General features: G+C 71.8%; 34 protein-coding genes. 22 read left to right on the plus strand and 12 right to left on the minus strand.

What is annotated here, in order from left to right; genetic code table 11:
• Positions 1 to 16: 16 nt before the first annotated feature.
• The 20 genes from ACIRYZ_RS38905 to ACIRYZ_RS39000 all read left to right on the plus strand — a co-directional run bounded on the left by ACIRYZ_RS38905 (position 17) and on the right by ACIRYZ_RS39000 (position 11,902).
• The gene (locus ACIRYZ_RS38905) at positions 17 to 712 is read left to right on the plus strand and encodes a hypothetical protein (protein ID WP_402953344.1); all 696 of its coding nucleotides are present in this window, start codon (positions 17 to 19) and stop codon (positions 710 to 712) included.
• 88 nt (positions 713 to 800) lie between these two features.
• Entirely contained in the window at positions 801 to 1,331 is a 531-nt protein-coding gene (locus tag ACIRYZ_RS38910; protein WP_402953346.1) for a hypothetical protein, read from the plus strand.
• An 86-nt stretch (positions 1,332 to 1,417) separates the two neighbouring features.
• Positions 1,418 to 1,696, plus strand: coding sequence for a hypothetical protein (locus ACIRYZ_RS38915; protein WP_402953347.1), 279 nt, complete (start codon positions 1,418 to 1,420; stop codon positions 1,694 to 1,696).
• A 98-nt stretch (positions 1,697 to 1,794) separates the two neighbouring features.
• Positions 1,795 to 2,373 (plus strand): hypothetical protein, encoded by a 579-nt coding sequence (locus tag ACIRYZ_RS38920; protein ID WP_402953348.1) that lies wholly within the window; start codon positions 1,795 to 1,797, stop codon positions 2,371 to 2,373.
• A 108-nt stretch (positions 2,374 to 2,481) separates the two neighbouring features.
• Positions 2,482 to 2,679 (plus strand): hypothetical protein, encoded by a 198-nt coding sequence (locus tag ACIRYZ_RS38925; protein ID WP_402953350.1) that lies wholly within the window; start codon positions 2,482 to 2,484, stop codon positions 2,677 to 2,679.
• Between the two features lie 45 nt (positions 2,680 to 2,724).
• Positions 2,725 to 3,678 (plus strand): DUF6919 domain-containing protein, encoded by a 954-nt coding sequence (locus ACIRYZ_RS38930; protein ID WP_402953351.1) that lies wholly within the window; start codon positions 2,725 to 2,727, stop codon positions 3,676 to 3,678.
• A gap of 104 nt (positions 3,679 to 3,782) precedes the next feature.
• Positions 3,783 to 4,487, plus strand: coding sequence for a GGDEF domain-containing protein (locus ACIRYZ_RS38935; RefSeq protein WP_402953353.1), 705 nt, complete (start codon positions 3,783 to 3,785; stop codon positions 4,485 to 4,487).
• Positions 4,487 to 5,329 carry a hypothetical protein gene (locus ACIRYZ_RS38940; protein ID WP_402953355.1) on the plus strand — a complete coding sequence of 281 codons (843 nt, stop codon included), beginning with the start codon at positions 4,487 to 4,489 and terminating at the stop codon, positions 5,327 to 5,329. Before ACIRYZ_RS38935 ends, ACIRYZ_RS38940 begins: the two co-directional genes overlap by 1 nt.
• A gap of 15 nt (positions 5,330 to 5,344) precedes the next feature.
• Positions 5,345 to 5,698, plus strand: a complete 354-nt coding sequence (locus tag ACIRYZ_RS38945; protein ID WP_402953357.1) for a hypothetical protein — start codon at positions 5,345 to 5,347, stop codon at positions 5,696 to 5,698.
• Between the two features lie 91 nt (positions 5,699 to 5,789).
• A complete protein-coding gene (locus tag ACIRYZ_RS38950) occupies positions 5,790 to 6,344 on the plus strand; it encodes a hypothetical protein (RefSeq protein ID WP_402953359.1) in 555 nt (184 codons plus the stop codon).
• Complete coding sequence (locus ACIRYZ_RS38955) at positions 6,341 to 6,895, plus strand: hypothetical protein (RefSeq protein WP_402953360.1); 555 nt, start codon at positions 6,341 to 6,343, stop codon at positions 6,893 to 6,895. Before ACIRYZ_RS38950 ends, ACIRYZ_RS38955 begins: the two co-directional genes overlap by 4 nt.
• Before the next feature lie 76 nt (positions 6,896 to 6,971).
• A complete protein-coding gene (locus ACIRYZ_RS38960) occupies positions 6,972 to 7,196 on the plus strand; it encodes a hypothetical protein (RefSeq protein ID WP_402953362.1) in 225 nt (74 codons plus the stop codon).
• Between the two features lie 127 nt (positions 7,197 to 7,323).
• Positions 7,324 to 8,031: a hypothetical protein gene (locus tag ACIRYZ_RS38965; protein WP_402953364.1), complete on the plus strand. Its 708-nt coding sequence runs from the start codon at positions 7,324 to 7,326 to the stop codon at positions 8,029 to 8,031.
• A 13-nt stretch (positions 8,032 to 8,044) separates the two neighbouring features.
• Positions 8,045 to 8,527: a hypothetical protein gene (locus tag ACIRYZ_RS38970; protein ID WP_402953365.1), complete on the plus strand. Its 483-nt coding sequence runs from the start codon at positions 8,045 to 8,047 to the stop codon at positions 8,525 to 8,527.
• 1 nt (position 8,528) lies between these two features.
• On the plus strand, positions 8,529 to 8,834 hold the full coding sequence (locus ACIRYZ_RS38975; RefSeq protein ID WP_402953366.1) for a hypothetical protein: 306 nt from the start codon (positions 8,529 to 8,531) through the stop codon (positions 8,832 to 8,834).
• A complete protein-coding gene (locus ACIRYZ_RS38980; RefSeq protein WP_402953368.1) occupies positions 8,831 to 9,259 on the plus strand; it encodes a hypothetical protein in 429 nt (142 codons plus the stop codon). Before ACIRYZ_RS38975 ends, ACIRYZ_RS38980 begins: the two co-directional genes overlap by 4 nt.
• 38 nt (positions 9,260 to 9,297) lie before the next feature.
• On the plus strand, positions 9,298 to 9,594 hold the full coding sequence (locus ACIRYZ_RS38985; protein WP_402953370.1) for a hypothetical protein: 297 nt from the start codon (positions 9,298 to 9,300) through the stop codon (positions 9,592 to 9,594).
• Positions 9,587 to 9,856 carry a hypothetical protein gene (locus ACIRYZ_RS38990; protein WP_402953372.1) on the plus strand — a complete coding sequence of 90 codons (270 nt, stop codon included), beginning with the start codon at positions 9,587 to 9,589 and terminating at the stop codon, positions 9,854 to 9,856. Before ACIRYZ_RS38985 ends, ACIRYZ_RS38990 begins: the two co-directional genes overlap by 8 nt.
• Positions 9,857 to 10,646: 790 nt before the next feature.
• The gene (locus ACIRYZ_RS38995; RefSeq protein ID WP_402953374.1) at positions 10,647 to 11,579 is read left to right on the plus strand and encodes an AAA family ATPase; all 933 of its coding nucleotides are present in this window, start codon (positions 10,647 to 10,649) and stop codon (positions 11,577 to 11,579) included.
• On the plus strand, positions 11,576 to 11,902 hold the full coding sequence (locus ACIRYZ_RS39000) for a hypothetical protein (protein ID WP_402953376.1): 327 nt from the start codon (positions 11,576 to 11,578) through the stop codon (positions 11,900 to 11,902). The genes ACIRYZ_RS38995 and ACIRYZ_RS39000 overlap by 4 nt, the downstream gene beginning before the upstream one ends.
• A 62-nt stretch (positions 11,903 to 11,964) precedes the next feature.
• Here the strand turns inward: ACIRYZ_RS39000 and ACIRYZ_RS39005 are convergent, their stop codons facing one another.
• The gene (locus tag ACIRYZ_RS39005) at positions 11,965 to 12,699 is read right to left on the minus strand and encodes a hypothetical protein (RefSeq protein WP_402953377.1); all 735 of its coding nucleotides are present in this window, start codon (positions 12,697 to 12,699) and stop codon (positions 11,965 to 11,967) included.
• Positions 12,700 to 12,899: 200 nt separating this feature from the next.
• Between ACIRYZ_RS39005 and ACIRYZ_RS39010 the strand changes: the two genes are divergently transcribed.
• On the plus strand, positions 12,900 to 13,760 hold the full coding sequence (locus tag ACIRYZ_RS39010) for a plasmid pRiA4b ORF-3 family protein (protein ID WP_402953379.1): 861 nt from the start codon (positions 12,900 to 12,902) through the stop codon (positions 13,758 to 13,760).
• A gap of 152 nt (positions 13,761 to 13,912) precedes the next feature.
• On the opposite strand, the gene ACIRYZ_RS39015 is transcribed toward ACIRYZ_RS39010, so the two are convergent.
• The 4 genes from ACIRYZ_RS39015 to ACIRYZ_RS39030 all read right to left on the minus strand — a co-directional run bounded on the left by ACIRYZ_RS39015 (position 13,913) and on the right by ACIRYZ_RS39030 (position 16,386).
• The gene (locus tag ACIRYZ_RS39015) at positions 13,913 to 14,482 is read right to left on the minus strand and encodes a hypothetical protein (RefSeq protein WP_402953380.1); all 570 of its coding nucleotides are present in this window, start codon (positions 14,480 to 14,482) and stop codon (positions 13,913 to 13,915) included.
• Between the two features lie 85 nt (positions 14,483 to 14,567).
• Positions 14,568 to 14,849, minus strand: coding sequence for a hypothetical protein (locus ACIRYZ_RS39020; RefSeq protein ID WP_402953382.1), 282 nt, complete (start codon positions 14,847 to 14,849; stop codon positions 14,568 to 14,570).
• Between the two features lie 307 nt (positions 14,850 to 15,156).
• Positions 15,157 to 15,420, minus strand: coding sequence for a hypothetical protein (locus ACIRYZ_RS39025; protein ID WP_402953383.1), 264 nt, complete (start codon positions 15,418 to 15,420; stop codon positions 15,157 to 15,159).
• 417 nt (positions 15,421 to 15,837) lie between these two features.
• The gene (locus tag ACIRYZ_RS39030) at positions 15,838 to 16,386 is read right to left on the minus strand and encodes a hypothetical protein (RefSeq protein ID WP_402953385.1); all 549 of its coding nucleotides are present in this window, start codon (positions 16,384 to 16,386) and stop codon (positions 15,838 to 15,840) included.
• A gap of 138 nt (positions 16,387 to 16,524) precedes the next feature.
• Here ACIRYZ_RS39030 and ACIRYZ_RS39035 point away from each other — a divergent pair, with 138 nt between their 5' ends.
• Entirely contained in the window at positions 16,525 to 17,622 is a 1,098-nt protein-coding gene (locus ACIRYZ_RS39035) for a tyrosine-type recombinase/integrase (protein WP_402953386.1), read from the plus strand.
• A 121-nt stretch (positions 17,623 to 17,743) separates the two neighbouring features.
• Here the strand turns inward: ACIRYZ_RS39035 and ACIRYZ_RS39040 are convergent, their stop codons facing one another.
• The 7 genes from ACIRYZ_RS39040 to ACIRYZ_RS39070 form a co-directional block, all read right to left on the minus strand.
• On the minus strand, positions 17,744 to 17,941 hold the full coding sequence (locus ACIRYZ_RS39040) for a hypothetical protein (RefSeq protein ID WP_402953388.1): 198 nt from the start codon (positions 17,939 to 17,941) through the stop codon (positions 17,744 to 17,746).
• A gap of 74 nt (positions 17,942 to 18,015) precedes the next feature.
• Positions 18,016 to 18,420, minus strand: coding sequence for a hypothetical protein (locus ACIRYZ_RS39045; protein ID WP_402953390.1), 405 nt, complete (start codon positions 18,418 to 18,420; stop codon positions 18,016 to 18,018).
• Between the two features lie 62 nt (positions 18,421 to 18,482).
• Complete coding sequence (locus ACIRYZ_RS39050; RefSeq protein WP_402953391.1) at positions 18,483 to 19,130, minus strand: hypothetical protein; 648 nt, start codon at positions 19,128 to 19,130, stop codon at positions 18,483 to 18,485.
• Positions 19,131 to 19,305: 175 nt separating this feature from the next.
• The gene (locus tag ACIRYZ_RS39055) at positions 19,306 to 19,845 is read right to left on the minus strand and encodes a hypothetical protein (RefSeq protein WP_402953392.1); all 540 of its coding nucleotides are present in this window, start codon (positions 19,843 to 19,845) and stop codon (positions 19,306 to 19,308) included.
• Positions 19,846 to 19,958: 113 nt separating this feature from the next.
• Positions 19,959 to 20,474, minus strand: coding sequence for a hypothetical protein (locus ACIRYZ_RS39060; protein ID WP_402953393.1), 516 nt, complete (start codon positions 20,472 to 20,474; stop codon positions 19,959 to 19,961).
• Positions 20,475 to 20,570: 96 nt separating this feature from the next.
• Positions 20,571 to 20,873: a hypothetical protein gene (locus ACIRYZ_RS39065; protein ID WP_402953394.1), complete on the minus strand. Its 303-nt coding sequence runs from the start codon at positions 20,871 to 20,873 to the stop codon at positions 20,571 to 20,573.
• A gap of 109 nt (positions 20,874 to 20,982) precedes the next feature.
• The gene (locus tag ACIRYZ_RS39070) at positions 20,983 to 21,678 is read right to left on the minus strand and encodes a Crp/Fnr family transcriptional regulator (RefSeq protein ID WP_402953395.1); all 696 of its coding nucleotides are present in this window, start codon (positions 21,676 to 21,678) and stop codon (positions 20,983 to 20,985) included.
• Between the last annotated feature and the right edge of the window lie 338 nt (positions 21,679 to 22,016).

A 22,016-nucleotide genomic window follows, 5' to 3' on the forward strand; every position in this document is an offset into this window, starting at 1 on the left:
CGAGAGCGAGGACCTCGTGACCAAGCACTCCGTCCGTACGTACCGCGCCGCCGCCGCGTACCTGCTCGACTCCCTCGCCGACGGCGTGTCCATCGCCGCCGCCCTGGCCGCCGGCCTCCTGACCGTCACGCACTACGTCCCGATCGACGGCCAGCACGCCGCCGCCGACCTGACCTTCTCCGCCCTGTCGGTGCTGGTGATGGCCCTGGCCGGCTGCGGCTACGTCCTGCGCGACGTCCTTCGGACGCTGGCCGACCTGGCCGCCCCCACCCACGACCCCGACCCCTACGAGGAGATCCCCACCGCCTTCTTCGCCGAGGAGACCGAGCCCGGCGTCTACACGACCGAACACGAGGGCACCTGGCCCGAGGCCGTCGACTGGGCGATCGAGGCCGCGGTCGCCGTCGGCCAGCTGCGCGTCGACGTCTCCCAGCCCGAAGCCGACCTGGACGACCTGCTCATCAGCCTCCAGGCCTCGCACCTGGTACGCGAGCTCCACGACCTGCTCGCCAAGACCGCCGAGCAGTACACCGCCCGCGGCGAGCAGCACGACCAGGAGGAGGCCGACACGCTGCGCGAGGCCGCCGCCTACGTCGACATGGCGGCCCTGACCCTCGGCGACAAGCCCGAGCAGCCCGTCCTCGTCCGGCCGCAGGTGCCCCCGCCCGCGTACCTCGGCGCTGGCGCCGAGGACGACGAGCTGACGTTCTGACTTCGCCCCGGGGCGGCCGCCACGCTGGCCGGCACACCGGCCGCCCCGGGCCCTCCATCCCGCACGAAGCGACAGGAAGGCCACCATCATGACCGACACCGCCACCGACCAGAAGAGCATCCCGGCCTGGTACGAGGCCGCCGAGGAGGAATACCGCCGGTTCGGCGCCGCCAGCCCCGCCGACCGCGCCCGGATCCGGCGCCAGGCCGACGAGATCAACCAGGTGCTCGCCGACCTCGGCATCACGCCCCTCACCCCCGCCCGCGCCGGCGAGCACACCGTGCTGGACGCCGAGCTCCTGGAGGCCGACGCCGACCGGCGACTGTGGGCGGTCGACGCCACCCACGACGGCCACCAGGTCGTGCTGCAGGTCCAGCACTGGGAGTACCAGGACAGCCCGTTCCTGCGCGGCCCCGCCCTCACCAGCAGGGCCCTCGTGGTCCACGCCCACCGCTACGGGCTCCCCGACCCCACCCCCGCGCGCGACCTGCGCGCCGAGGCGCTGCGCATCGCCGACAGCCTCGCCGGCCTCGACCCGGCGGCGAACCCGGTCGCCCACCAGCTGCGCGCACTGACCCTGGCGCTGCTGCACACCGCCGGCGCCCCGCGCCCGGCCTGACGACTCCTCGTGCTGCCCGGCCCGGACAGCACGAGGGACCGTCAGTCCCATTGCCCCCAACAGGTCCAACAGGTCTGGAGACGACCATGTCCAACCCCTTGACCAGCCGCCTCGTCCTCGCCGCCGCCGGCGGGTCCCTCGCCACCCTCGGCGCCCTCGTGGCCGCCGTGTACAGGATCGGCTCCCGGGCGGCCGGGCAGCCGCAGGCCCCGATCGACCCGGCGATGCTCGCCACCGCGCTGCGCGGCTGGGCCGCCGACCTCGACCAGCGCCACGGCGCCGCCCTCGAGGAGATCTTCGCCTTGGACGACGACGACCTCACCGCCCTGCGCCGCGTGATCACCACGTACACCCCGGCCATCTAGCCAATAAGAAGTTGGCCAACAACTAGACACGCCAACTAAAAGTTGGCATATTGGAGGTGTGGGCGACAGCCCGCACCGACCCGGAGGGGGAAGCCGTGATGGGCACCACGACCACGTCCAGCGAGATCGCCGTCACCACCACCGCTACCCCCTCCTGGCGCACCGGCCTGGTCGCTGACCCGGTCCGCCACCGCCTGCCCCGGATCGCCGCCGCGGTCGAGTGCCTGGCTGGCCCGCTGCCCGAGGTCCGCATCGTCATCACCAGCCGCACCGCTGGCGCCTGGCTCGCCACCGAGGCCGAGGCCGGCGCCGTTGGCGGCCTTCCGCTGGCGACCCGGATCCGGGCGGCCCTGTCCGCCCAGGCCTCCGCCCGGCGCGCCGGGGCCATGGCGACCTGCGTGCTCGCCGCCGATCACGTCCTGGTCGTCCTCTTCGCCCCCGCCCTGCTCGGCGGCAGCGAGGACACGCTGATCGAGACGCTCGGCCACGAGCTGGTCCACGCCGCCCAGCTGAACCGGCCCGGCCGCCGTCAGGCGCGCCTGGAAGACCTGCGCGCCAACCACCGGCTGATCGATCGCCCCGTCGCCGACAGCTACCGCGCCGAGGCGCAGATCTGCCTGGAGGAGGCCGAGGCCCACGAGCTGGAGCCCGCGATCCTCGCCGCCGTCCGCGCCTGACCCACCCTCACCGACCGCCCGCGCACCGCCGTCCGGCCGGGCCGAGAACACCCGACACCCATCGGACCTGTTGCCCCTAACAGGCCTAACCCCTTCTTGGAGCACACCATGACGTTCACCGCCGGCGACAACGTCCTGATCGTCAGCTGCGCGGACGACCCGCGAGCGGCCGGCCGGACCGGCGTGATCGTGGACGAGGTTCCGCCCGGCCCCCTCACCGAGGGCCGCTGGACCGTCTCCCGGGTCGGCTGGCTCATCGGCCCCGTCCTCTGCCACACCCACGAGCTCACCCACGCGGACCGCTGACCACCCCTGCGCCACCCCGCACCACGAGACTGCCTGGAGGCATCCGTGCTCCGCTCCCTGCGCGACCGCCGACGCTGGCGCGCCGCCCGCACCGCCGCCGACCTCGGCGACCTCACCGCCCAGTGGCTCCAGGGCCACCTCTCCTACCACCCGACCGTCGGCCGCACCGGCCCGGACCAGGAGACCCCCGGCCACCCGGAGCTCCTCGCGGCCCTGCTGCTCGCCAACCGCAGCGGATTCGTCACCCACTTCTCCCAGCCCGGCTACAGCGGCGCCGGCGCCGACGACGCCTGGTGGACCCAGAAGGCGGCGGTCTCCGGTTTCGTCACCGACCCGCAGACGGCCCACCGGCTCCACGTCGCGGCCGAGGAATGGGACCTGCAGCTGCGCGAGTACCGCTTCACCTACATCGGCGCACTGCCCGAGCCGATCACCGTCACCGAGCGCGGCGGCCGACCGCACACCCGGGCTGGCCGGGCACTGCCCGCCTCCGACGTCCGGCTGATCTGGCGCGGCGCCGGCCGCGAGGCGGTCCGCGCGATGGAACGGGCCTGGCAGATCACCCTCGCCGAACGCCACGCCAGCCCGAGCGGCGACCTCTGGCGGGCCCTGGCCGAAGCGTTCGGCGAGCCAGCGTCCTGCGAACGGTGCGGCTGCACCCCCTACGAGCCCTGCCGCCTCGTCGGATGCTGGCTCACCACCCACGGCGCCGAGACGCTCTGCTACGCCTGCGCCTACGGCACCCCCGGCGACACCGCGCCGGACGACTACGGCGACGGCGACCAGGACGACTTCGAGGACGTCGACGACGAGCCTGCGGAGTCGGAGTGCGAACTGTGCGGTGCCCCGTTCTACGGCTCCCGCCGGTACTGCACCCAGGCCTGCGAGGACGCCGACGCCCCCGAGCCCGACTCCACCGACGAGGCCGGCGCCGAGACCGAGGTCGAGCACTTCACGGTGCTGTCCGAGGACCCCTGGACCACCGCACCCCGCACCTGATGACCGGTCACTGACCGGCGCCGGGGCGGCCGCACGCCCGACCAAAGGCCGGCCGCCCCGGCATCCCTCGCCCGCAACCCAGCACGGAGAGGAACCCCACCACCATGGCACCCGCACCCGCCGACCTCATAGACCGCGCCCGACGGCACCTGGAAGCCCACGCCCGCACCTGGGCCTCCGAGCTGGACGAGGACGCCGGCCCCCGCGCCGCCTGGTACATCCACCACGACCTGGCCGCGCTGCTTCCGCTCCTGCAGGAGACCCTCGCCGACCGCGACCGCCTTGCCGCCCGGCTGCAGAGCGCCCGCCGCGACCCGCTCACCGGCCTCGTCACCCGCCAGGCCTGGACCGAACGAGCCGAGCAGCTCGTCGCCGCCGGACCCACCGCGGTGCTCCTGGTCGACCTCGACCACTTCAAGCCGGTCAACGACCGGCACGGCCACGCCGCCGGCGACGCCGTGCTCGCCGCCACCGCCCACCGCCTCGCCGACTGGTGCGGCCCGGCCGGGTGCGCCGGACGCCTCGGCGGAGACGAGTTCGTCGCCGCCGTCCCCGACCACGGCGACCTCGCCGAGCGCGTGACGAAACTGCGTGACGCCCTCGCCCGGCCGGTCGACCACCGGGGCCGTCTCCTGCAGGTCGGCGCCTCCATCGGCGCCGCTCAGCTCGCCGACCTCGCGGTGCCGACCGTCTCCGCCGCCTTGGAGGCCGCCGACCACGCGATGTACCGCAGCAAGCGCCGCGGGCGCCGGGGACGGCGCTGGCCCACCCCGCTGACCCTCGCCCACACCCTGCGCCGGGCCGCCTGATGCCCGCCGCACCCGAACGCGACGCCTCGATCCCGACCCGCGCCGTCACCGCCGCCGACCAGCGCGCCGCCGCCCTCGTCTGCGCCGCGAACGCCACCGGGCCGAGCGACCTGCGCCTGCTCCTGGACGTCCTCGGCCTCGCTCCCGGCCAGGCCGACCCCACCGCCACCCCCATTGTCCCCAACAGGACCAACACTCCCAACCCCGTCGCCGTCCGGCGGCCGCACCCCGAGGGAACGCCCATGGCCACCAGCCCGAACGCCTACACCGCCGTCGCGCTGTCGATGCGCAACGACGGCCGCACCGCCGAGGAGATCGCCGCCGAGATCCGCATCCCGCTGGACGAGGTCCAGCAGATGCTCGCGGTGAACCCGCCCCCCGGCGGCCCGGTCGCCACCGTCACCCCGGCGGTCGACCTCATCGACCCGGCCCCCGTCACCGTCCCGGTCGAGCTCATTGAGGACGTCACCGCCGACCCGGTCCTCAACGAGCTCGTCGCCTGGGGACAAGCCCACAGCGACACGGCCGTGCGCCAGCACGCGGCCGCCGTCCGCGCCGGCATCACCGCCCTGCGCAAGCGGCGCGCCACCGACGACGAGCTGCACGCCGCGCAGACCCAGATCCGGCACCTGGAGGAACAGCTGCAGGCCCTGCGCGGCCGAGTGGCCGAGCTCCAGCCCGAGCAGAGCTCCCCGCGGCGCAAGCCCAAGCGCGACTACGACCCCAAGACCGTCCGTGCCTGGGCCGCCGCCAACGGCCACGACGTCGCCCCGGCCGGCATCGTTCCCGGCCACATCGTCGACGCCTGGCGCAAGGCCACCGGCCACGGCCTGGCGGCCTGACCGGCGGCACCCGCCGTGCCGATCCGTCCGGAGAACCGCCACCGGTACCCGGCCGACTGGCCGGACATCTCCCTCGCGATCAAGCAGCGCGGCGGCTGGCAGTGCGAATGCCTGGGCGAATGCGGCCGGGGAACCCACCCCGGCCGCTGTCCCAACCGCCACGGCCTGCCCGCGTACGGCACCGGCTCCACCGTCGTGCTCACCACCGCGCACCTCGACCACACGCCCGAGCACTGCGACCCGCAGAACTTGAAGGCGATGTGCCAGGGCTGCCACCTGCACTACGACCGCGACCACCACCGGGAAACCGCCGCCGCCACCCGCCGGGCCGCCCGCGAGGCGGCCGGCCAACTGACCTTCGACATCTGACCGTCCATCGGTCCATCAGGCCCAACACCCCCATTGGGCCCGATGGACCCAACACCACCCTGCTCCACCTCCCACGCATGGAAGGGAACCCATGGACCTGTACGTCATCACCTGGCCGTTCAAGATCCGCGTCAACTCGCTCGGCGAGCCCGTCGAAGAGCTCTGGCGCCCCGACCCCACCAACCCGCAGGACCTCCTCGACCACGCCTTCGACGTCCCCTACGGCCTGCCCGTCGCCGCCCTCCTCAACGACCACGACGGGGAATACGCCTTCCTCGCGCTCGGCCACGGACTCGACTGGCGCCGCCTGGTCGCCACCGCCAACCGGCACATGCGCCACAAGTACGACTGGGCCAACCTCCTCGACGACACCACCCCCGGCGCGATGCGCAGCCTGCGCCGCCTGACCGAGACCTGGGCCGCCTTCGCCGTCCCGCTCGAGCACAGCCAGGACAACGGCTGGCCGGACGAGGTCGCCTGGAACATCACCTGGACCCAGGCCGACGACCCGAGCGCCGTGCCGGTCACCCTGCTCGACCTCAAGTCCCCCCTCGACGACCCGCACCGCCTCCACGGCCAGGTCGACGACCTCCGCCGCCAGCTGCGGCACGCCCTGGCCGAACTCGACGCGCAGGAAACGCGATGAACCCGACGAAGATCGGCCCGGCCCGCGACCTCCTCACCGCCGGCCTGAGCAACAGCGCGATCGCCCGCCAGCTCCACGTCGACAAGCACGACGTCGCCACGCTGCGCACCGAGATGGGCCTGCCGAATGTCCCCGCCCAGCCCCTGACCGTCGAACAGAAGTGGCGCCAGCGCGTCCGCCCTGCTGTCGGCGGCCACCTGGAATGGACCGGCGAGCGGGCCACCGGCAGCGGCACCCCGGTCATGCGTCACTCCGGCCAGGCCTACACCGCCGCCCGGATCGCCTACCGCATCAAGCACGGCACCGACCCGCAGGGCTACGCCGCCCCCGGCTGCGGCATGCGGCACTGCGTCTCGCCCGACCACATCGACGACCTCCCCCGCAGGCAGCGCGACCGCGCCGCCCTGCGAATCGTCCACGGCAAGCCGGGGCGGCCCGCGACCTGCCGCCACGGACACGACCAGGCAGAGCACGGCCAGTACCTGCCGGACGGAACGGCGTACTGCGCGCGCTGCTCCGCCGATCGCAAGAAGGTCGGCACCGCCCGCTGACCCCTGGCCAAGACCAGACCGAACATCCATTGGGCCTGTTAGACCTAACAGGCCCAACCTGGAAGGACGTGCGCCGATGGCGCCCAACGGCAACACCGACTCCCCGATGCGCGAGCTCCTCGCCCTGGCCGCCGCGGACCTCGCCGTCGCCGAGCACGGCTTCTCCGCCTCGCTGGTCGATCTGCGCCGTGCCGCACGGACCAAGCTCGGCATCGACGTCCCGTACGACCGGGCGCAGGCCGCGCTGGCCACCCGCACGGAAGGCACCTCGACCACCGCCTTCCTCCTCGGCCAGGAGTAGCAGCCTGCGGCCGGCAAGACCGGCGTTTTCGCAGACCAGCCCCATCTGTCAGCCGTGCCCGACAAGATGACCCTGGGGGGCCGCCGTGCTGGCGGCCCCCCGCCGTTTCCGAGAGAGAGTCGAACCCGTGACCGACACCGATACCGTCACCGCGCTCATCCCCGACATCGACGAGGTCCTCACCCTGCTCCACCTCATCGACGACCCACTGGTCGGCTACCTGCAGCCCGCCAGCGACACCGACCCCGACGCCGAGGACTGGCAGATGCCGGACACCCTCAACGTCCAGGCCGTCGACCGGGCGTGGACGCGGATCCTGCACGCGCTGCCCGAGCCGCTGACCTCGCCCCTGCGCGACCGCGCGGGAGAGGAGCCGGTGCCCGGCAGCTACCAGCTGCTGACCGGGGCCGGCTACCAGCGCGCCTCGCTCTACCCCGTCGCGATCCGCCGCGCCGACCTCGCGGTGATGACCAACCTGCTCGACCACCTGCGCCGCGCGCTGCCCACCGCCCGGCCCGCCGACCACGCCGACCTGATCGAGGTCCTGAACGAGATCGCCGACCGCCGCACCGACCTGGACGCCAACGGTGGCGCCCGCCGGCACCACTTCACCGAGGCCGACGTCGTCGAGGAGCTGGCCGTCGCCCTCGACCTGCTCGGCGCCACCGACGAGGACACCGCGCTGCTGCTGGAAGCGATCGGCACGCCGGAGCCCGGCACCACCGTCGAGCTGCGCGGCGAGGCCGTCGAGGCCTACGAGCGGTGGACCGGCCGCTTGATCGACCGGGTCGCCCGCGACCGCGCCGACGCCGCCCTCATCCGCTACACCGTCTGAAAGGCCACCACCAGTGACCACCGCACCCGACCCCCGCTCGCTCGCCACGGACACCCTGCACGCGGCCGTCATGGCCGGCACCCGCTTCTCCGGCGGCGACACCCGCCGCGCCGCGATGCACCTGCTCACGTTCACCGACCTGCTCAGCCGCGCCGACGTCGCCCCGTACATCCACCTGCGCTACGAGACCGACCGCGACGGCCTGGAGGTGCTGGTCGCCCACGTCGACCTCGACGCCCTCGCCGAGGACAAGGGGATCCCCCTGACCGGCGGCGACGAGCGGTTCCTCACCCTCGCCCGCTCCTACGCCTCCGGCGAGCCGGTCGTCCTGGGCGACTTCCTCAACACCCTCGGCCACGCGCACGCCCGCCGTGCGATCGAGGCGTACATCATCAGCCTCGGCATGGAGGGCTGGTACCAGGTGCAGGAAGGGCCCGAGCTGGCCGCGCACCGCCGGTTCGAGGCCACCCTCCTCGGCAACACCACGGAGGCCTGAGATGAACCTCGCCGAGCTTGAGAACAAGCACCCCGAGTACACCGCGAAGTGGCGCGACGCCGGGATCGAGCTGTCCGACGCCGACAACGGCCGCTTCGTGTCGCTGCACCACCAGGGCGAGGCGGTCGCGATCGTCCGCGACTTCGAGCGGCGCCCCGACCTGGTCGAGTTCGCCGCGCTGATCACCGAGGAGTGGCCGGTCGCCTTCCCCGGCGGATTCCTGCCGGACGACCCGATCAAGGCCCGCGACGGAGAGCGGCAGCGGTGGCTGCCGAAGTCGGCCCCCGCCGCTGAGGAGACGATGTGACCTCGCCCTGGTTCACGCTGTACGCGCGCTGCCCGGCCTGCGACCTGGTCGGCCCGCCCGAGTCCGCCGACTACGCCGGCAACCCGGACGGCACGATCAACTGGACCAGTTCCCGGCCCCCGGAGATCCGCTGCGGGGAGTGCGGCCACCTGCACACCGTCACCGAGCACAACCTCCTGGCCCTCGACGCCGAGCACGTCTGCATCCGGTGCGCCGGCGCCACCGCCTGCCCGGCCTCCGCCGCCCGCGTGCAGTGCGCCGACTGCGGCCTGATCGGCTTCGGCCCCGCCAGCAGCGACGACGCGGTCCGCACGCTGACCACCGACACCGAACGGCTGCGCCGACTCCAGGACTACAACCGGGTCCGGGCCGCGAAGGCCGCCGCAGGCCTGGCCGCCACCGAGACCAGGAGGACCGACCGGTGAGCGTCCCGGCTACCGTGGCAGGCAGGAGGTACACCGTCATGAGCGTCCAGCCCGTACACCACCCCGAGCCGCGAGTGCCGCGCACCATCGACGGCATCGCCGCCGCCCTCGCGCCCGCCCGGCGCATGGCCTTCTACCGAGAGGTCGGCCAGGCCGAAGCTGGCGGGGAACTCCAGCAGGTGGTGGCCACCTGGTGGGGCGAGGCGATGCTCGACACCGACCCGGACCGCGAGCGCATCATCGCCGCCGCGAATGCCGGGACGCTGCCGACGACCTCCTGGGAACAGATCTACCGGCGCCGACGCGAGCGAGGCGGAGAGATGCCCGGTGAGTGACGAAGACGAGCTCTGGCCGGTCATCCCATCCGAGACGGTCGAGGACGCCCTCGCTGATCCGGCCCTCCCCTCGGCGCTCTTCTCCAGGATCGTCGCGCTGACGGTCGCCATCGCCGAGAACCCGTGGCTGGAGAACAGCCGACCCGCTGTACAGGGCGAGCCCTGGCGGACCCTGCCGATCCCAGGGGGCGGCGGCATCGTTGAGTACCGCATCGACACCGAACACCACCAGGTCGTCCTGACCCGGATCTTCCCGTTCTGACGCGACGAGGCCCCTGGCAGAGCAAGTGCCAGGGGCCTCGTCGCGTCAGCGTACGGCCAGCAGACCGGGTGTGACCCCACCCCCACCCGCATGACCCACCAGGCACCCCACCCCACCCGTCCCCTCCGCCGCGGTCGCGCGGAGCGAGCTATCCCGTTGGACTGCCCTGTCGGACGGTCCAACGCGGGCCGCGCCCAGCGGTGCGGACGGTCCGGAGCGAGGGCGCTCCGGGGTCAGGTGCGGTCCGTTCCCGGACCGAGCGGGCGCCGTACGGTCCGCTGGTCCGCCGCCGGCTGCCCGGTCGGCTCCTGGTCCGCCAGTGGGTCCGCCGGTAGTCCGCTGAACAGCGGCCCATTCCACGGTCCGCGCGGAGTGGCTCGTTCTTCGGCAGGGCCGGACCGCGGACCGGCCCACAGCACCCGCCTCTTCTGATGTTCTGTCATCCGATTATGGTGCCGGACCGACAATGCGCCCACGGTCAGACGGCCCGGATCGACGAGCTCCAAAGCGACCGGGTGCCGGGCCGGTCAGCGCGGCGTGAAGGCGTACTCGTCCTCGTCAGCCCCCGCCGGCCGGTCATCATCGAGCCCCACCAGCCCCTGGAGCCCGTCCTCGGTCAGCTCGTCATCCATGTCGCCATGATGCCCCGCCAGCCCGGCCCGGGCGCTGCGTGACCTACCACAGGCCGTGACGAAACGCCGGAAAACGTGACCATGCCCCTGTTGGCCCCGTTAGGTCCAATACCGTCATGGGCGTCCGTTCAGCGCCGCCCATGACAAGGAGACCGCCCGTGCCGCCCAACATGTCCGTCCTGGCACCCCTGCCAGCCCAGCGAGAACCACTGGAGATCGTGAGCAGCTGGGACCTGGAGATTCCCTACCAGCAGTTCCGGGCCCAGCACCTGGTCCCGTCGAGCCTGGTCACGCTGCTTCCCGAGTTCCCCGGGATCACCCGGATCTACGTGATCGCCAACCAGAAGGGCGGCGCGGGGAAGACCACGACGGCGATGGAGCTGGCGGCGGCCTGGGTGGCGATGGGCTACACGGTCCGTGTGATCGACAGCGACCCGCAGTTCTCGCTCTCCGGCTGGCTGAAGCCGATCTACCCCGAGGACATGGACCCCCGCGACCGGCGCGAGCTCACCGACGTGTTCTACGGTCGGTGCACGCTGGACGAGGCGACCTACTACACCCGATTCAAGAACCTCTACGTGGTCCCCTGCACCGCCGACCTCGCCCTGGTCGAACTCGACTCCCGGGTCGGCAAGGACAACGCCCTGCGCAAGGCCATCGCCGCCAGCCAAGCGCCGATCGACATCACGATCATCGACTCGCCGCCCGCTCTCGGGAAGCTGAGCGTCAACGGCCTGACCGCAGCCAACCAGGTGTTCGTGCCGCTCAAGGTCGGAGCCCTCGACACCAAGGGACTGACGGACCTGCACACCACGATCCGGGCTGTCCAGGACGACACGAACCCCAGCCTCGTCGTCCGCGCCGCCTTTCTGACGGCCTGGAAGCGCAGCGAGTACGCCCGGACCGTCGCCGAGCGGGTACGCACCGACTACCCCGAGGCCGCCGTCTTCACGATCCGGGAGTCCATCCGGGCCGCAGAGGCGCCCGACCACGGTATGCCGGTGCGCGAGTTCGACCCGGTCGGCACCACCGCCGCCGACTACGACCAGGCCGGCCGCATCCTGCTGGCACCCAAGGAGATCACCGCATGACCGGCATGCCGTTCAGTAGCAACAACAACAGCGGAGGCGTGCTGGGCAAGCTCCTCGGCAACGGCCTCCCCGAGCAGGGCTCAGGGAAGAAGGAGAAGATCCCCGCCTACCTAGACGTCGAGACGCTGGACCGGCTGCGCAACACGGTGGTCGCGCTGCAGCGCACCCCCGCCGTCGACGAGCCGCCGGTGTCGCTGTCGGCGTTCGTCGCGGCCGCGGTGACGGAGGCGATTGAGCAGGCGGAAGCCCGGTACAACAAGGGCCGGCCGTTCCCGGCCCGGCCGAACCAGAAGCTCAAGACCGGCCCGCCGATCCAGAGCTGACCAGCTCAGAGTCTGTTGCCCCCGTTGGGCCCAATGGGGGCAACAGGCATGTTGGGGGCCTCTCAGAACAGCGTCGCGTCGGGCTTCGGCGGTTCCACCTTCGGCGGCTCGACGTCCTCACCGCGCCCGGCACGGTCCACGGCGGCGCGCACCAGGTCGCCGGTCGTCAACAGCCTCGCCCGCAGCCGCTCCCGTTCCTCCAGGGCATCAGCCGGCGCCGCACGGCGCCCCGCCGCGACGAGCAGGGCCAGCTGCGCGGGTGCCCCGCTGCGCTCGGCCTGTCGCAGGGCGACCTCTGGTCCGTCGCCCCACCGCAGCTCCCACGCGAGCAGCTCCTCGTACACCTCGGCCGACGTCCAGTACGCCGCCCGCCGCACCGTGGTCGCCAGCTCTGGGGGGAGCACCACCGCCAGGCGCTCGGGGAACCCGCCGTCGCCGACCTGCCGGCCGTGCCGACGCGGGCTGACCCCGAGCCGCCGGCCGGGCGCGTCGACCTCGCCCCTGGGAGGCTCCGGCCACTCCTGGTCCAGGCCCCGCGCCCGCAGTTCCGCCCGCAGTGCCCGAGCCATCACCAGGTCGCGGGTACCGGCTAGCGTCCCGGCCGCACGCAGCGAGGCGTGCCGCTGGCGGATCCGGCGGCGCTCTTCGGCGGCCTGCCGCTTGGTCAGCCCGACCAGGTCGGCCCGGGCAGCCTTCAGCCACGCCTCGTCCCTGGCGCGCTCCTCGGCGACCCGGACCTCGAGCCGGAGGAGTGGCTCAGTGTCCACGCCCACCACGAACTGTGCCCCATCAGCCATGGGCCAGATCTAACTAGATAACCCGCCGGTCGGCGGGACCGGGGACCACCCGGCCACCGGTTCGGGTGAGTCGCCCGCAGCGGCAGCTCCCGGCCGGACCTGTTGGGTCCAACGGGGGCAACAGGTCCCCGGGTGGTTCCGTGACGCTTTCCTCCCGGTGACGGAACCACCCGCATCGGTCGAGGCGCTACGGTGCCGGGGTGAGCGGGAGCGTGCACCAGCTGAAAGTGACGATGCCGGACATCGAGCCGGTCGTGTGGCGGCGCATCCACGTCTACTCGCACACCCCCTTGTCCGGGCTGCACGCGGTCATCCAGGTCGCCATGGGCTGGGACGACGCCCACCTCTACCAGTTCGGCGCGAAGTGGGAGCAGTACGGCCACCAGGCCTCGGCGTACACCGTCGCCCAGTTGATGCCCGAGGTCGGCGACGGCGCCGGCTACGTCTACGACTTCGGCGACGAGTGGGTGCACCAGCTCCTGGTGGAGAAGATCCACCGGCCTGCGCTGAGGACCCACTACCCGCGCTGCAGCGCCGGCGCCCGGGCCTGCCCGCCCGAGGACTGCGGTGGCCCCCTGGGCTACGAGCGCACCCTGCGGGCCATCCGCAGCCGCAAGGGCCCGCGCTACCGGGAGCTGCGTGAGTGGGGCCTGCACAAGTACAACCCAGCCGTGTTCGACCGCGACGAGGTCAACCGCGCCCTGTCCGACCCAGGGTCCGTCGGCTACCCGGAGCCGGCCCCGTGGCGGCGGGAGGTGCTGGACCTATCCAGCCGGTACCCGGGTGCTCCGGCCGCAGCTGGTCAAGGCGTTGACCACCCGGAGAGCGATCCGGCCGACCAGCCCGAGGCAGAGCCCGCGGTCGTTCAGGTCCACCCGCTGGCCCTCGCCACCGACCAGGCCGCCCAAGCGGTCCGGGACGCGCTGCAGGCCGTGGACGTCGCACGGGCGAACCTCGCCGAAGCCCTGCGCCGGGAGCATGCGGCCAACGAGCTCGCCAAGCGTGTGCACGGGGCGATGTCGCGCCCCCTGGTCCTCAAGGCGCTCGGGGCGACCTCGTAACAGCCGGGCGGGGCAGGCCTCGGACTCGAAAGAAAGATCTACCTAGATAACCCGGGCCACCTTGGTTGAAAGGCGGTCCTGTCGCGAGGTGAGGGCCGTGACGCAAGTGCGGGCTGTCTTCCTTCCGCCCCTCGGGCTGGCCGGACGGCCTTCTACTTCTCTGTCCGGAGGCCGTGGTGCCGGGCCAACGTCTGGTAGGCAGCGAGGAGCCGGTCGATCCGGTCGCTGATCAGGTCGAGGGACGCCTCGGCAAGGTGCGGGTTGGCCGGGCCGAGGCGCAGCTCGATGAGGGCGCCGGCGGCTTCGATGGCAGCCCAGGCTCCCTCCGCGTGGGCCTCGACCTGGTCGATCCCGCCGTCGTCGCCCATGTCGCTGTCCGGGTCGTCCATGCTGACCGCGCGCTGCGCGTGCTGGTCCTCCAGCAGCAGTCCCATCCGGTCGGCGGGGAAGGCGAGTTCGAGGTGGGCAACCGTCCAGTGGTCCTCGTCAACGGGCCAGCCGTGCGGGAAGGCGGCTTCGGCGCGGTGGCCGGCCTCGCCAATCCGGTCGGTGGCGTTGACCAGGTTGTGGGTGGCCCGGGTGGCGGCGCGCAGGAGGTGGGCGGCCAGGGCGGCCTTCCGTTCGCCTTCGTCCGGGTGCTCGATCTGCGGCGGGATCGGCAGAGAAAGAGCGGCGAGGGCGGCGCGCAGCTGGGCCTCGCTGGGGGCGATCTCGTCGTACACGGCAGCATCATCCCGCGCCCGGCAAGGCGGATGCCGGTGCCACGACGCCCGCGTCTTTCCTCTCGGCGCCTACTCCTGTGGCCGCTCAACTGGAGCGGGCGGCGGTGTCACAGGTCGGGCAGATCCAGCCTGCCCAGTGTGGCGGGTACCAGCGGGAACCGGGCCCGGCCGGCTGCCAGTGCTCGACGAGCATCGCGGCGGTGTCGCGCCCGCACGCCGTGGTCGGCCCGGGGTCACCGGGCACGTCCGGGTCGCTCGGCGCCGCGTGGACCTGGCGGACCGCTGAGGCTTCGACGGGCTCCTCGCTCGTCTGGATGATGTGTGCGTCCGCTGGCTCCATCAGTTCCAGCAGCACGATGACCGGCATGGATCCACGGTGCGCGCTCCTGCCAACCGCCGCGACCGCAGGGCCGGCTCCCGTGGGACTCGACGGAGCGGCGGCGACAGGCGGGCAATCGGACGGCCCCTGCGCTACCACACCAAGGCCAAGCCGGCCAGGCGTCCGCAGCCTGATGCAGGCCTCGGGTGGCGGGACTTCAGTCCCGCCACCCGAGGCCTGGAATCCCCAACCGGCAATTCAGAATCATTCGGTTTCCCGAATTTCGACCCTGAAAATGGCATAAAAAAGCCGCCGTGAGCTTTTCGCTCAGGCGGAGTCGGTGGGGATGGCTCCGTCAGTGTGGTGGAACGGTGGGCTGCATGATGGTCACGTTCTGGGTGACGGTCACGTTCTGAGGTGTCGGGGTGGTCGGCGAATGTCCTGCCGTCCACATGATCGCGGCGGTGCCGGCCGTTGCGATCATGACGACGCCTCCGCGCTTCAGGCGCCTGAAGTAGGCCTTTGACCTGCGGTTCAGGGGAAGTTGCTGGCGGCCCTGGCCGCCCTGGGTCTTCCACTCGAACCCGACGTACTGGTTGCTGTTCTGCTTCATCTTCACGTCCTAAGTTTGTTTCGGATAACACTAAAGGCAGGGAGTCCACCCTGCCTGAATTCGTCATAGAAATGCCCTATATAGCCCAGCCGTCTCCTTTCGTTGCGAGAATTCTTCCACCCGCTTCTGAATTCCGTCAAGTGCCCGGAATTTCTCACATTCCATCCGTCATTCGGGCAGGATGAAGCGCCTGTCGGTTTCGGGAATGCGGCCAACCTTATGGATCCACCCCGCCGCTGTCAAGAGGTCGAGCGCCTACCACATCGTCGAACCTCCGTCTACCCAGCGGACGGTGACGCTCGGTCAGCCAACGGCCTTTGGGTGGCTAAGAGACTACTTCAACTCACCGCCCTGATCGACTCGCCAGGCGGACAGCCCCGATGGCGGAACCCGGGCCCGGAGCCCGCCATCGCGTCCGGGACGTCAGCAGCGGGTGCAGGGCTCGAAGAGGCCGCAGGTCTGGCCGTTCAGGTGGAGGCCGTCTGGGGCGTGGCAGTCGGTGCCGAGGCTGCACTCCTGGGTGCCGTCGTCGTGGTCGGTCTCGACGCCGGGGCAGACCTGGAGCCGGTCGTGAGCCTCGTTGCGAAAGTGGGCGCACCAGTTGCAGGTCTGCTCGGGCAGCGCGTCGTCGTACCGGTCGGCGTAGACGCAGAACTGCAGCGCCTCGGGAACATGCAGGACGGCCCGCTCGCCAGGGCAGCCGGCGCGGCACTCGGTGGCACCGTCCTCGTGGATCAGGAGCGGTCCGCCACAGGCTGGCCCGTCCGGGTCGGTGCGGCTGAGCGCGATGAAGTGCGCCATCAGGTCGCGGACGGTGTCCCGGACCGGCTCCGGCAGCTGTGCCCACAGCTCGGGCTGCTTCACGACGTCGCCGACACTGCTGAACCGGTCGCGCTCGGGAAGCCGCGGCCGGGGCCGGGGCCGGGGCCGGGGCATCTCTCCGCGCAGCCGCCTGAGCCTGGCCTGTCCCATGGTGCTGTCCTCCGGTCCCGACGATGTCGTGGTCGGCCAGTGAACGAGCGGGTGGGCTGCTGGTGACTCTGGCGCGCCCGTGTGGGTGAAGGCCCCTCTACCAGCGCATAACGTGAATTATGCGTTAGCTTTGCTGGCATGACCCAGGCTCAGCAGCTGCCCGTTCTCCGCCCCTCCGCGACGCTCTCCCGGCCGACCGCGACGGTCGGCGAGGAGATCCTCAACTTCCTGCGCGCCGAGCTCGGCACGGTGCGGCTCGGCCGCAAGCGCACGGACCCGGTCCACTGGCGGATCGAGCTCATGGCGGAGCTGTGCGACCGCGAGACCTTCCAGGCCGTCATGTCCTGGCTCTCCTCCGGCAAGCGCCAGTCCCAGAACACCCGCCGGGCGTACTGCGACGACATCCGGTTCTGGGCCGCCTTCGCCGCCGAGCTCGGCATCGCCCCCTTCTCCCTGGGCTGCCTGAGCTACGAGGACGTCACCGCCTGGCGCCTGCTACAGGAGGCCCGCGGCGGCTCCGACCGCTCGGTGGCCCGCCGCCTCTCCTCCCTGTCCTCGCTGCACGCCTACGCCGCCCGGCGCGGCATCGCCTGCGTCAACCCGGTCGACTCCGAGGACCACCGGCCCACCATCGACCGGCACGACACCTCCACCGCCACCCCCGTGCTGGAGGTCGACGAGCTCCAGGCCGTGGTGGAGGCCAGCGACGATGAGCGCGACGCCCTGGTCGTCACCCAGCTCTACACCCTGGCCGGCCGGGTCACCGAGATGTGTGCCCTGGACGTCGACAAGCGGATCGTGCGCGGCCGCCGCGCCTTCCTCGACCTCAACCGCAAGGGCTCCAAGGACCGGCTGCTGCCGCTGTCCCCGACCGTCGACGAGCTCCTGGAGCTCCACGTCGGCGAGCGCACCACCGGCCCGCTGCTGCTCGACGCATCCGGTCAACGCCTTGACCGGCACGACGTCGACCGGATGCTCACCCGGCTCGGCAAGCGCGCCGGCGTCCTGCCCGGCCGTGACCTCACCCCGCACGTCCTGCGCGCGAGCCGGATCACGCACATGATCGACGCGAAGGAGCCGCTCGCGGAGATCCAGGCCTTCGCCGACCACTCCGACCCGGCCACCACGATCGGCTACTTCACCCGCCGCAAGGCCGGCGAGCGCAACGCCCGCCTGGTCGACGACACCGAGGCCCTGTTCACCCAGATCACCGCCCGCTGGGTCCAGCACCAATGAGCGAGGTCCCTGCCCCGGGACAGACGTAGGCCCGTTGGACCTGTTAGGTCCAACGGGCCTACGTCGTTATTGGGCTGCTCAAGGTGGTGGCCATCACCTTGGCCCAGAAGCCACCTTGGAATCAGGCTGAGGCGGCCTCGCCAGCCGCCGCTTCCAGGGTCCGTACGGCCGACCCGAGCGAGGCGAACGCTTCTCCGAGCTGGAAGCTTGCGGTGGGCGTCAGCCCGTCCAACCCGGCGAGGGCATCGTGTAGCCGCTGCTGAAGTGCCTCGGCATCGGCGGCAAAGGTGCGCAGGTGGCCGGCGGAAGCTTCAGACATGACTCTCCCCAGAATGCAGCGGATGGGGAGACCAGGTTACGACCCCGGCCCCGCCCAGGAGTTCAGACAGGCACTCAGCCTTCGAGCCACGCCTTGCCGGGCGCCGTGCGTGAGCCGCGCCAGTTCGGGAGGCTGTAGCGGTTGACCAGGGTCCACGCGGTGCGGGTAGCGTCCTCGACCCAGGCGTAGCCGGCGGCCGGAACCTGGCCGACGCCGGTCAGGTTCTTGGTGATCTGCTCCTCAGTGATGTGGCCGTTGCCGCGGCCGAGGTACTTCAGGACGTACACCGCCAGGTAGTCCACGTCCTTCGCGTAGGCCCGGCCGTTGAGGACCGCGCGGAGCCGGTGCCCGATCTTCCCGCTGATGCTGCTGGAGTCCTGGCCCCAGAAGCTCGTCTCGTCCGGATCCGGGAGCATGTCGATCAGGTCGACCAGGTGCGCCAGGTCGGGGTCGTCGGCCAGGGTGATGATGTCGTGCACGGGAGTCCCCCCAGGTGGGTGTTGTTGGGCCCAACAGGTCCAGCGGGCCTGTGTGTTCCGGGTCAGCGGTCGTTGTGGAAGGCGACGAAGCCGGCGGCGACCAGGCCCTGACCGCGGGCGGTACGGATCTCGGCGAGCCGGTCGGCGGCCGTGTACTGGTCAGGGCGTCGGTCGGGCGGCAGCCGCACGCCCAGCTGCGGGCCGTACAGGCACAGCGCGAAGCGGTGGTGCAGGGCGGAGGAGATCCAGGCCGGGTCGAGCGGCACGGTGATCCGCGAGTACACCCCGCCGTCGGGGGAACGCAGCTCCAGGCGCTCGTCGCCGAGACGGTGCAGCTGCCATCCGGGGCTCTCGCGAAGGTCCGCGATCCCGCGCGGCAGGCGCCGCAGGCCGGCCGCGATCGCGCCTTCGACTTGGATCTCGCGCGGGGCCTGGCCCGGCAGTTGGGACATCATCGCCCGGGCCGGCTCGAACAGGGCCGCCGGGAACGGCTCCTCCTCGTCGGAGGTCTCGATCGTGCCGTCCGGCGCGACGCCGGTGGCGACCTTACCGAAGCCGAGCGCCGGGTCGTCCATGAACAGCAGCAGTCCGTGGTCGTCCACGGTGTTGCTCAGCTCGGTGGCGTGCGCCATCATCTCGGCTTCGTCCACCGGCCGGTCGTCGATCTGGAACCGCGACCGGCGCGGTTTCTTCGCCTTGAACCTGCCCACGTCTTTCTTCCCCTCCCGTGTGGTGGCCGGCCGGGCTGCCGGCCGTGGTCCAGTTCCTTTCCACCCACGAGGCGCGGAACCTCGCACACCAGTACTCCCGGGCTGTTCCGGGACAGACGCATTGACGACGGCTCCGGCCGCGAAACGTAACGCGAGCTGGGCGTGACGATAGCGGTCAGCGGGAGGCGGAGGCGGCCTCGCCGATGGCGGGGTACTCCTCCGTCAGCTGGTCGTACAGCGGCGATTCCTTGATCTGTCGCTGGACGAAGGCGGCGACCGGCTTCGCCGCCCGGTAGGCGCTGGGCCCCTTCTCCCTCTTGTCGAACGGCATGCCGCCCATGCTGCCGACGCCGCGTCCCAGCCGCATCATGGCCTGCACCGCGCGGCGGGCGCGGGCCAGGCGCCACCGCTCGTCCCCGCCAGGGGCGATGAACTGGGCGAGTTCGGGGATCGTGATGTAGATGCCGGGCTTGCGGCAGACCAGCCAGGCGGCGGCGAGCAGCTCCGTCTCCTGCAGCCCGTCCATCCAGGTCCGGAGCATCGGGGCGTTCCACTGCTGGATGAACCAGCCGCCGTTGTGGCTCCAGACGGTGCGGCCCGGCACCTGATAGTTCCGGACGCCTTGGGACTGTCCGATCTCGCGGCCGTAGGCCGTACGGACCGCCGCCATGGCCTCCTCGAAGGTGCTCTCGGTGGTGTCGATGACGAGCTTCACGAGCGGCCTCCCCGCGCCTGGACGACGTCTTCCGTCACGGTAGCGAGCGCGGCGCGCCGGGACGGCTCAACCGGGGAAGTCCGCCATCGCTGACACGAGCCACACCACTACGGTCAGAAGCTGATCCCCAGATCGCTGGGACCGCGGAGGACAAGGTTCAGGCCTTCGAGGAACCGCGGGCCCCAGCGCCTGGTGATGTCCATGTGGACCTCGTCGGGGGCGTCCGGCGGAGGGGTGTTGTCGAGCCGCAGTTCCTGCCAGCAGGCCGAGACCGGGTCCGCGGAGTCCTCCGGGTCGTGGCCAAGGCGCCGCATGGAGTTCTCCCAACGGCCGGGAATGTTGCCCCAGTTCAGCCCCGGACCGTGGATCAGGGCGACCACCTCGGAGATGTCGACGGCGTCGACCGGCCGGTTGTCCTCGCGGGCGATCAGGTAGAAGGCCATTGCGAGGCCAGCGCACCCGTCGGCCCTGACGATGTTGTCCCAGTACCAGGTCGCCCCGTACGGCATGCCACGCCGCCAGCCGGGGGACAGCAGCGCCACCGAGCGGTCCCACGCCTCATACCAACCGTGAGGGCCCTCTGCCGCGGCGTCCCGCCGGGCTGCCATGTCGTCGAGCAGTAGCGTCATGACCCCATCCTGACGGACGTTCACTCACCTCGGCCCAGGAAACGGCCCACCCCGGAGCCCGCCGCGTTCCGGGCCGGACGGCCGCGCGGCCGGTGGTCAGGGCAGGGTGCGCAGCAGCTCGCTGACCACGCCCAGCAGGGCGTCGGTGTCCTCGCTGTCGACCGGGCCGACGGGGACGCGGTCCGGGCTCGGGTCGCTGAAGGTGCCGTCCGGGGCGATCCGGCCGGCCACCAGCGTCGCCCGGCGGTACGGGGCGTCGATGCCGATCCACCGGCCCGACGGCGCATGCACGATCCGCCGCTGGTAAGGCAGGTGCCCGAGCAGCACAGTCGCTTCGTCCTGCCATCCGAGGCCCTGGACGATCCGCTCGGCGATCTCCTCCGCCCGCGACACATGCATGCCGGACACCCCCTCCGTAGACGTGCCGCTGAGCGTAGTCCAGGGCGCAACGCTCGGCCCCTCGGACCCTGACCAGGTGGCCGGGGGCCCGGTGGTGCCTGTAAGGGCGTCAGCCAGCCATCTTGGTTCGCAGCGCATCCAGACTTCGGATGACGATTTGCCGTCGCTCGGTGGTCACGACACCCGCCTCGCGCAGCAGGCGCAGAGTCCTCACGATCGCCTCACGGGATGCCCCTACCCATCCGGCCAAGTCTTGCTGGGTGAGGGGAAGACGCACGGCTCCCGTTTCCTCTTCGGCTACCCCGATCCACGGCGTCAGGGCCACCAACCGCGCGGCGACCCGCTGGGTGACGGTGTGGGTCGCCAGGTCCACTCGGCCACGGTCGGCTTCGCAGAGCCGCTCGGCGATCACCGCGAAGACGGCGGTGGCCACCTTGGGGTGCTCCGTGACCAGGGTGAGGAAGTCTTCGGCCGGGACGGCGAGCGCGGCAACGTCGGTCAACGCGACCACCGAGGCCGACCTCGGTGTTCCGTCGAGGACGGCCCGCTCGCCGAGGATCTCCGGCGCCGCTCGCAGGCCCAGGACGATCTCGGCGCTGGCGGTTTGGAGTACCACCTTGGCGGCGCCGTCGCGCAGCAGCACCACGTGGGTACTGGCATCGCCCTGCTGAATGATCGTCTGGCCCGCGCGGAACCGAACCTTGCAGCCCGCTGCAGCCTCGGTGATCAGGTCCGCCAGGACCGGCGTCGGCGCGGTCGCAGGTGCCAGGACTTCGGAGTTGAGGGTGGGTGCGGTGTCGCTCACGGGCGTGGTCTCCCTGGGGAAAGAGCCGGGGGCCGTGCGGCGCAGGCCCCCGGGTTCATCGTGTCGTACGCGGGTCGGACGGCTGGGGCGTCGAAGCCACTGGTTGCTGGAGAGGCGGTCACCACGACGGTGCTCAGCGGCGTTCCGCTACACCAGCCACACGTCACGGAACCCCGGAAACACACTCCGGTTTATCTAGGTAGATGTGACAGCCCCGGACTGTCTCACAGAGACGGCCCGGGGCCTGCGGCCGGCCTGACGCTGACGATGCGGTCCAGCGTCAGACCAGGGCGGGGTGCTATCTCAGGCCAGCAGGACAGCGGCCAGCACCACGGCCA

Source organism: Kitasatospora sp. NPDC101155 (genome assembly GCF_044768305.1).
In the GTDB taxonomy this organism is placed as follows: Bacteria; Actinomycetota; Actinomycetes; order Streptomycetales; family Streptomycetaceae; genus Kitasatospora.

Bases quoted from the DNA above. Each gene is read 5' to 3' on its own strand.
- ACIRYZ_RS38925 (WP_402953350.1), top strand. From the start codon at position 2,482: ATGACGTTCACCGCCGGCGACAACGTCCTGATCGTCAGCTGCGCGGAC.
- ACIRYZ_RS38985 (WP_402953370.1), top strand. From the start codon at position 9,298: ATGAGCGTCCAGCCCGTACACCACCCCGAGCCGCGAGTGCCGCGCACC.
- ACIRYZ_RS38975 (WP_402953366.1), top strand. From the start codon at position 8,529: ATGAACCTCGCCGAGCTTGAGAACAAGCACCCCGAGTACACCGCGAAG.
- ACIRYZ_RS38935 (WP_402953353.1), top strand. From the start codon at position 3,783: ATGGCACCCGCACCCGCCGACCTCATAGACCGCGCCCGACGGCACCTG.
- ACIRYZ_RS38910 (WP_402953346.1), top strand. From the start codon at position 801: ATGACCGACACCGCCACCGACCAGAAGAGCATCCCGGCCTGGTACGAG.
- ACIRYZ_RS39020 (WP_402953382.1), bottom strand. From the start codon at position 14,849: ATGCCGGTCATCGTGCTGCTGGAACTGATGGAGCCAGCGGACGCACAC.
- ACIRYZ_RS39000 (WP_402953376.1), top strand. From the start codon at position 11,576: ATGACCGGCATGCCGTTCAGTAGCAACAACAACAGCGGAGGCGTGCTG.
- ACIRYZ_RS39040 (WP_402953388.1), bottom strand. From the start codon at position 17,941: ATGTCTGAAGCTTCCGCCGGCCACCTGCGCACCTTTGCCGCCGATGCC.
- ACIRYZ_RS39005 (WP_402953377.1), bottom strand. From the start codon at position 12,699: ATGGCTGATGGGGCACAGTTCGTGGTGGGCGTGGACACTGAGCCACTC.
- ACIRYZ_RS39065 (WP_402953394.1), bottom strand. From the start codon at position 20,873: ATGCATGTGTCGCGGGCGGAGGAGATCGCCGAGCGGATCGTCCAGGGC.
- ACIRYZ_RS38955 (WP_402953360.1), top strand. From the start codon at position 6,341: ATGAACCCGACGAAGATCGGCCCGGCCCGCGACCTCCTCACCGCCGGC.
- ACIRYZ_RS39030 (WP_402953385.1), bottom strand. From the start codon at position 16,386: ATGGGACAGGCCAGGCTCAGGCGGCTGCGCGGAGAGATGCCCCGGCCC.
- ACIRYZ_RS39060 (WP_402953393.1), bottom strand. From the start codon at position 20,474: ATGACGCTACTGCTCGACGACATGGCAGCCCGGCGGGACGCCGCGGCA.
- ACIRYZ_RS38960 (WP_402953362.1), top strand. From the start codon at position 6,972: ATGGCGCCCAACGGCAACACCGACTCCCCGATGCGCGAGCTCCTCGCC.
- ACIRYZ_RS38915 (WP_402953347.1), top strand. From the start codon at position 1,418: ATGTCCAACCCCTTGACCAGCCGCCTCGTCCTCGCCGCCGCCGGCGGG.
- ACIRYZ_RS39035 (WP_402953386.1), top strand. From the start codon at position 16,525: ATGACCCAGGCTCAGCAGCTGCCCGTTCTCCGCCCCTCCGCGACGCTC.
- ACIRYZ_RS38940 (WP_402953355.1), top strand. From the start codon at position 4,487: ATGCCCGCCGCACCCGAACGCGACGCCTCGATCCCGACCCGCGCCGTC.
- ACIRYZ_RS38950 (WP_402953359.1), top strand. From the start codon at position 5,790: ATGGACCTGTACGTCATCACCTGGCCGTTCAAGATCCGCGTCAACTCG.
- ACIRYZ_RS38920 (WP_402953348.1), top strand. From the start codon at position 1,795: ATGGGCACCACGACCACGTCCAGCGAGATCGCCGTCACCACCACCGCT.